The sequence below is a fragment of the Amycolatopsis sp. NPDC004625 genome (assembly GCF_040609695.1).
In the GTDB taxonomy this organism is placed as follows: Bacteria; Actinomycetota; Actinomycetes; order Mycobacteriales; family Pseudonocardiaceae; genus Amycolatopsis.
In genome coordinates, this window is sequence record NZ_JBEXKX010000021.1 from 1 (window position 1) to 6,855 (window position 6,855).

Consider the following 6,855-nt stretch of genomic DNA (forward strand, 5'->3'; position numbering starts at 1 on the left):
CCCGGCCCGGGGGCCCCCCGGGCCCGGCGCCGGCCGCGCCGGGCGGGCGGGGGGGGGGGGGGGGGGGGGGGGGGGCCCCGGGGCCCCGGGGGGCGCCCCCGCCCCCCCACGTCCGGTTCGACGACGTCACCGTCCCGGCCGGGAACCTGCTCGCCCCGCCGGGGTTCGGGCTGTCGCACGTCGTGGCGACGGCGTTGGACCACGGCCGGTTCACCGTCGCCTGGGGTTGCGTCGGCCTGGCGGAGACGTGCCTGCGCACGGCCGCCGGGCACGCCGCGGACCGCGTCCAGGGCGGCACGCGGCTCGCCGGGCATCAGGCGGTGCGCGCCCTGCTCGGCCGCAGCCTCGCCGACGTCACGGCCGCGCGCGAGGTGTGCGCCCGCGCGGCCGCCCTGCGGGCGGGCGGCGATCCGGGCGCCGTGGCCGGGACCGTGCTGGCCAAGTACGTCGCGGCCGGCGCGGCGGCGGCGGTCGCCGACCGGGCCGGGCAGGTCCTCGGCGCGGCCGGCTGCGCGGCGGACAGCCCGGTGGGCCGGTTCTTCCGCGACGCCAAGGTCATGCGGATCATCGAAGGCGCCGACGAGGTCGCCGAACAGCAGCTCGGCGGGTACGCGTTGCGGTGGCGGCCGTGAAGACGGTCAAGTGCCTGGTCTGGGACCTGGACGACACGCTCTGGGACGGCGTCGTGCTCGAAGGCGACCGGCCGCGCCCGTTCCCCGCCGCGCTCGACGCGCTGCACACGCTGGACCGCCGGGGCATCCTGCACGCGGTGGCGGGCCGCGGCGAGCTCGCGCGCGCCGCCGGGCACCTGGCCGAACACGGCCTGACCGACCTGTTCTGCGCGTTCGAGGTCGGCTGGGGCGAGAAGTCCGCGTCGATCCGCCGCATCGCCGCGGACCTCGGCATCGGCCTGGACACCGTCGCCTTCGCCGACAACGACCCGGCCGAGCGCGCCGAAGTCGCCGCCGCGCTGCCGATGGTGCGCTGCTACCCCGCCGAGCGGGTCGGCGAACTCGCGGCGCTGGCCGAGTTCCGGCCCGAGCAGGTGACCGACGAGGCCCGCCTCCGTCGGCACCGGTACCTCACCGAACGGGACCGCGCCGCGGCGGAACGCGCGTTCCCCGGCCCACCCTCGGAGTTCCTCGCCTCGCTCGGGCTCACGATGACCGTGCGCGCGGCCGCCGAGGCCGACTTCGCCCGCGCGCACGAACTCACCCTCCGCACCCACCAGCTCAACACCACCGGCCGCACCCTCGACGCCGGGCAGCTGCGCGAGCTGTGCGCGTCGCGAGGGCACGAGGTGCTCGTCGCGGACGTGGCCGACCGGTTCGGCGCGCACGGCACCGTCGGGCTCGCCGTGCTGCGCGAAGCCGGTCCCGACGTCGTCCTGGAGCTGCTGCTGACGTCGTGCCGGGTGCTCAACCGCGGCATCGGCACGGTCCTGCTCGGCCACCTGGTGCGGGACGTCCTCGCGCGAGGACGGCGGCCGGTCGCCCGGTTCGTCCCCACCGACGCCAACCGGATCATGCTGGTGACGCTGCGGTTCGCCGGGTTCGAGCCCGGTCCCGAAGGCCGCCTCGTCTTCGACCCGCGGCGACCGCCACCGGTCGCGCCCGGGCACGTCCGGATCGTCGACGGGAGGAACCGGTGAAGATCGGCGTGGTGGGCGCAGGCGTGATGGGCACCGGCGTGGCGCAGTGCTTCGCCGCGGCGGGGCACGACGTCGTCGTCGCGGATCGGGATCCGGGGGCGCTCGCCCGCGGGCCGGACCGCGTCCGCGCCGGGCTGCGGATGGCCGCGCTGCTGGGCGGGGCCCGGCCGCCGGCCGGGGTGGCGGACCGGATCCGCTGGACCGGCCGGCTCGGCGACCTCGGCGGCAGCGAGTTCGTCGTGGAGTGCGCCGCGGAACGGTTGCGGGTGAAGGAAAGCCTGTTCGGCGAGCTGGACCGGCTGTGTCCCGCCGGGACGGTCCTCGCGTCCTGCACGTCCGCGGTGCCGATCGGCCGGCTCGCCGCCGCCACGGCCCGCGCGGACCGGGTGATCGGCACGCACTTCATGAACCCGGCCCCGCTCAAGGACACGGTCGAGGTGGTCCGCGCGGAAGCGACCGGCACCGCAACCCTCGACGCGACGACGGACCTGCTGGCGGCCATCGGCAAACGCGCGATCGTGGTCGCCGACGGCCCGGGTTTCGTCGCCAACCGCGTGCTGATGGCAACGATCAACGAGGCGATCGCAACGGTCGGCGACGGCATCGCCGACGCGCTCACCGTCGACGAGGTCTTCGAGAACTGTTTCGGCCACGCAATGGGCCCGCTGCGCACGGCCGACCTCATCGGGCTCGACGTCATCCTGGACACGCTGGTGGTCCTGCTGGACTGCACGGGCAACCCGATGTACCGTCCGTGCCCGCTGCTGACCGACCTGGTCGAGGCCGGCCGGCTGGGCCGCAAGACGGGCCGGGGCCTGCACACCTACCCGGCGACCTAGATCGGCAGCAGTTCCAGTGTCTCCGCGGCCAGCGCGGCCGCCCCGTCGCGCAGGTCTTCGTCGAGCTTGCGGAACACCGTCTCCGCCTGGATCGCCGGCCAGTCGCGGGGCAGGTGCTCGGCCGGCAGGTGCGGGTCGCGGCGGACCACGTGGAGCCAGTCCGTGTGCAGCATCAGCTGGTGGGTCAGGTCGTCCGGGAACGTCGGCTTGCCCGCGTCCCACTTCTCCAGGAAGTCCTGGTAGCGCGAGGCGATCGTCGCCGTGTCGAACGCCTTGTCCACCAAAGATGCGGGCTCGGCCGGCTGGGCCGAGAAGACCGTGACGTGCCCGTCGAGGCCGAGCTGCTCCACGATCGCCGTGACGTCGCGGGGGCCCGGGGCGACCCACAACCCGTTCTGCAGCAGGCCGAAGCCCGCCCACGTCAGCTGGCGGCGGAGGTCGTGGCGGTCGCCGCGGCGGGTGTCCGGGAGGGAAAACGCGACCAGGGTCCAGCCGCCGCCCGCGGACCGGTTGACCGCGCCCGTCTCCCAGATGCGCCGGCGGCCGTCTTCGAGGACCGCGGCGAGGCGCTCGCTCAGGCCGAAGTGGACCTTCCGCCCGTGGCGGTGGCGCGTCAGCAACCCGGTGCCCGCCATGCGGGTCAGCGTCGACCGGACCGCCTCCTCGGAGACGCCGACCCGGCCGAACACGTCGATCACGCTGCCCGAATAGATCGCCGCGGGACGGCCGAGCAGGTGGATGCCCAGGAACGTGAGCATGACGGACTTCGGGCGGGGTCCGGAGCCGGTCTCGTCGAGGTGCGCCACGAGCGTCAGCGTAACCCCGGGCCGGGCTCATTTGATGTTGTGCAGAATGTTGACGGCCGTCATGGCTCTGACTAACGTTGGGGCCCGGTCCCCCGTCGTCCGCCCGCGGACGAACCTGCTCCCGCCGCACCGCCCCCACCGACGAGGGTGAGCCCCATGAGCACGCAGCTCCGCAGAGCGGTCGCGTCCAGCTTCCTCGGCAGCCTGATCGAGTACTACGACTTCCTCCTCTACGCCACGGCCAGCGCGGTGGTCTTCGGCAAGGTCTTCTTCGCCGACCTCGATCCGGCGCTGGCCACGGTGGCCAGCTTCGGCACGTTCACCACCGGCTACCTCGCCCGCCCGCTCGGCGGCCTGCTCTTCGGGCACTTCGGCGACCGCCTGGGCCGCAAGCGGATGCTCGTGCTGACCATGACCCTGATGGGCGTGTCGAGCTTCCTCATCGGCCTCCTGCCCGGCTACGACCAGATCGGGCCGGTCGCGCCCCTCGGCCTGGTCCTGCTCCGGGTGGTGCAGGGCATCTCGGTCGGCGGCGAGTGGGGCGGCGCGGTGCTGATGTCCGCCGAGCACGCGCGGTCCCGCCGCGGCCTGTGGGCCGGCTTCACCAACGCCGGCGCGCCGAGCGGCATGGTCGTGTCGACGCTCGTCATGTCCGGTACCGCCGCGCTCACCTCCGAGGCCGACTTCCTCGCCTGGGGCTGGCGGATCCCGTTCCTGCTCAGCATCGTCCTGCTCGCGGTCGGCCTGTTCGTGCGGTCGCGGGTCGAGGAGACCCCCGCGTTCCTGGCCGCCCGCAAGGAAGAACGCCGGCGGATCCCGGTCGTCGCCGTCCTGCGGGACCACCCGCGGGTGCTGCTGCTCGGCGTCGGCGTCGGCCTCGCCGCGTTCGTCGTCCAGGCCACGCTGACCACGTTCGTGCTCGCCTACGGCGTCCAGCACGGGCACCCGCGGCAGGAGGTGCTGAACGCGCTCACGCTGTCGTCGGCGTGCGCGGTGGCGGGCATCCTGCTGTGGTCGGCGCTGTCCGACCGGATCGGCCGCCGGCCGGTCGTGCTGGCCGGCGCGGTCGTGATGGCGGCGTTCGGGTTCGCGTTGTTCCCCATGGTGCGCAGCGGAAGCGGGCTGCTGCTCGTGCTCGCGCTGGTGATCGGGCAGGGCGTCGTCCACCCGATGATGTACGGCCCGCTCGCCGCGCTGTACACGGAGCTGTTCACCACCGGGAACCGGTACACCGGCGCGTCGCTGGGCTACCAGCTCGCCGGGCTCGGCGCCGGGTTCGCGCCGCTGATCTTCGCGGAGCTCCAGCGCGCCAACGGCCCGTCGACCACCCCGGTGTCGTGGACGATCGCCGCGTTCTGCCTGCTGTCCGCCGTCTGCGTGCTGGCGCTGCGGGAAACCCACCGCCGCGACCTGAGCCCGGACGTGACGGCACCCGAACCCGCGCGACCGGAAGGAAACCGGGCATGAGCCTCCGCCGCCTCGGCGCGCTCTTCGCGGCGACGCTGACCGCGTTCGGCCTGACCACCGCCGGTCCGGCGCACGCCGCCACCGCCGTGCACTACACCGGGCAGCTGCCGGACGGCGCGAGCTGGGTGGCCGACGTGCCGCCGGCCTGGAACGGGACCGTCATCCTCTACAGCCAAGGCTTCGGCCCGCTCGTGGCGCAGAACGCGCCGGACGCCGCGACCGGGCAGGCGCTGCTCGACGCCGGGTACGCGCTGGTCGGCTCGTCCTACAGCGGCCCGTCGTGGTGGGCCCTCGGCTCGGCCGTGCACGACCAGTTCGCCTCGCTCGGCGAGCTCGCGCACCGGATCGGCGAGCCCCGCCGGACCATCGCGTGGGGCACGTCGATGGGCGGGCTCGTCAGCGCGCTCGAAGGCGAGTCCGGCCACCCGCGGCTCGACGGCGTGCTCACCACGTGCGGCCTGGTGGCCGGCGCGCTGAACCTCAACGACTACCAGCTCGACGGCGAGTATGCGCTTTCCCGGCTGCTCGCGCCCGCGCAGTCGGTGAAGCTCGTCCGGTACGCGAGCGCCGACGAGGCGAGCGCGGCCGGGGCGGCCCTGACGAAGATCGTCGCCGACGCCCAGGGCTCCGCGGCCGGCCGGGCCCGGACCGCGCTCGGGGCCGCGCTCATGAACACGCCGCCGTGGCTGACCGGGACCGCCCCGCCCGGCCCCGCCGACTACGCGGGCCAGGAGCAGCAACAGCAGCTGGCCCTGACGCAGTTCGTGCTCGGTTTCGTCCTGTCCGGCCGCTACCAGATCGAACTCGCCGCGGGCGGGAACAGCGCGGCCGACGCGGGTGTGGACTACCGCGCGCTGCTGGCCGGCAGCCCGCTGGCCCGCCAGGTCCGGGCGCTGTACCGCGCGGCCGGGCTCGACCTCGACACCGACCTCGCCGAGCTGACCCGGCACGCGGACGTCACGGCCGATCCCGGCGCCGTCGCCACGCTCGCCCGGACCTCGGCGGCGACCGGCCGGCTGCGGGTGCCCGAACTGACCGTCCACACGGTCGCGGATCACCTGGTGCCGGTCGAACAGGAGAACCGGTACGCCCACCGGGTCCGCGCCGCGGGCCGGGAATCGTTGCTGCGCCAGGCTTTCGTCGACGCAGCCGGGCACTGCGCCTTCCAGCCGTCGGAGACCATCGCCGCCCTGCACGCCCTCGAGTCGCGCGTCGAAACCGGCCACTGGCCCGACCTGCGGCCCGAACGGCTCAACGCGGCCGCGGCCGCCCTCGGTGCCCCCGGGCGCTACCTCCGCTACACCCCGGCGCCGCTGACCGGGGCCCGCCACTGACCCCTTGCGTTCCGGTAAACCGTCCGTTGCGGACTCGGCATTTGAAGTACCGCGGCGGCGTCCCTAGCGTGGCCGGTATGAACCTCACGATCCTCGCGGCCTCGGGCCGGACCGGGCTCGCGTTGACGCGGAAAGCCGTGCAGCGCGGGCACATCGTGACCGCGATCGCCCGTGACCCCGGGCGCATCGCGGTCCCCGGCGCGCAGCTGGTGGCGGGAGACGTCGAAGACGCCGCGAGCCTCGCGGCCGTCATCGGGCCGGACTCGGTGGTCCTGTCCGCGCTCGGCACGGACCGGGCCGGCGTGCTCACGGCCGGCGCCAAGGCCGTCGTCGCGGCCGGGCCCCGGCGGATCATCTGGCTCGGGGCGTTCGGGACGGGCCCGTCCGCGAGCCCCGGGTCCGAAGTGCTCGCGAAGGTGCTGGGCGACCGGCTCGCCGACAAGGTGGAAGCCGACGGCACGATCCTCGCGGCGGGCGGCACGGTGTTCCACGCCGGGATGCTCGACGACGGCCCGGAAAGCGCGAGCCGGCGCACGGTGGGGCTGGACGCGGCACCCCCGTTCGACCTCACGGCGACGATCAGCCGCGAGACGGTCGCGGCGGCGATGCTCGACGAGGCCGAGACGCCGCGCTTCACCGGGGCGGTGGCCGTGCCGCTGCCCCGGTGGTGGGGGGGGGGTTGTTGGGGGTGTGTTGGGGCCACAAAGAAACACCCCCCCCCCCCCGCCGGGGGGCGCGGGGGGGGGGGCCGGGCCGGG

7 protein-coding genes are annotated in these 6,855 nt (G+C 75.1%); 6 read left to right on the forward strand and 1 reads right to left on the reverse strand.

The genetic code is table 11. From position 1 onward, the window contains the following. Positions 1 to 182: 182 nt before the first annotated feature. Genes ABZW17_RS23990 through ABZW17_RS24000 form a run of 3 tightly spaced genes read left to right on the forward strand, consistent with a single transcriptional unit; the run spans position 183 to position 2,490 of the window. On the forward strand, positions 183 to 632 hold the full coding sequence (locus tag ABZW17_RS23990) for an acyl-CoA dehydrogenase family protein (RefSeq protein WP_354818139.1): 450 nt from the start codon (positions 183 to 185) through the stop codon (positions 630 to 632). Continuing rightward, a complete protein-coding gene (locus ABZW17_RS23995) occupies positions 629 to 1,651 on the forward strand; it encodes an HAD-IIIC family phosphatase (protein ID WP_354818142.1) in 1,023 nt (340 codons plus the stop codon). The genes ABZW17_RS23990 and ABZW17_RS23995 overlap by 4 nt, the downstream gene beginning before the upstream one ends. Then, positions 1,648 to 2,490 carry a 3-hydroxyacyl-CoA dehydrogenase family protein gene (locus ABZW17_RS24000; protein ID WP_354818145.1) on the forward strand — a complete coding sequence of 281 codons (843 nt, stop codon included), beginning with the start codon at positions 1,648 to 1,650 and terminating at the stop codon, positions 2,488 to 2,490. Before ABZW17_RS23995 ends, ABZW17_RS24000 begins: the two co-directional genes overlap by 4 nt. Here the strand turns inward: ABZW17_RS24000 and ABZW17_RS24005 are convergent. Continuing rightward, positions 2,487 to 3,296, reverse strand: coding sequence for a PaaX family transcriptional regulator C-terminal domain-containing protein (locus tag ABZW17_RS24005; RefSeq protein ID WP_354818148.1), 810 nt, complete (start codon positions 3,294 to 3,296; stop codon positions 2,487 to 2,489). The two genes, ABZW17_RS24000 and ABZW17_RS24005, sit on opposite strands and share 4 nt — an antisense overlap. A 156-nt stretch (positions 3,297 to 3,452) precedes the next feature. Here ABZW17_RS24005 and ABZW17_RS24010 point away from each other — a divergent pair, with 156 nt between their 5' ends. The 3 genes from ABZW17_RS24010 to ABZW17_RS24020 form a co-directional block, all read left to right on the forward strand. Beyond that, complete coding sequence (locus tag ABZW17_RS24010; RefSeq protein ID WP_354818151.1) at positions 3,453 to 4,763, forward strand: MFS transporter; 1,311 nt, start codon at positions 3,453 to 3,455, stop codon at positions 4,761 to 4,763. Next, on the forward strand, positions 4,760 to 6,097 hold the full coding sequence (locus ABZW17_RS24015; RefSeq protein ID WP_354818154.1) for an alpha/beta hydrolase: 1,338 nt from the start codon (positions 4,760 to 4,762) through the stop codon (positions 6,095 to 6,097). Before ABZW17_RS24010 ends, ABZW17_RS24015 begins: the two co-directional genes overlap by 4 nt. Before the next feature lie 77 nt (positions 6,098 to 6,174). After that, on the forward strand, positions 6,175 to 6,855 hold a 681-nt coding region (locus ABZW17_RS24020), incomplete at its 3' end, for an NAD(P)H-binding protein (protein ID WP_354818157.1).

Coding starts and splice junctions, on each gene's coding strand:
- ABZW17_RS24010 (WP_354818151.1), top strand. CDS start 3,453: ATGAGCACGCAGCTCCGCAGAGCGGTCGCGTCCAGCTTCCTCGGCAGC.
- ABZW17_RS24015 (WP_354818154.1), top strand. CDS start 4,760: ATGAGCCTCCGCCGCCTCGGCGCGCTCTTCGCGGCGACGCTGACCGCG.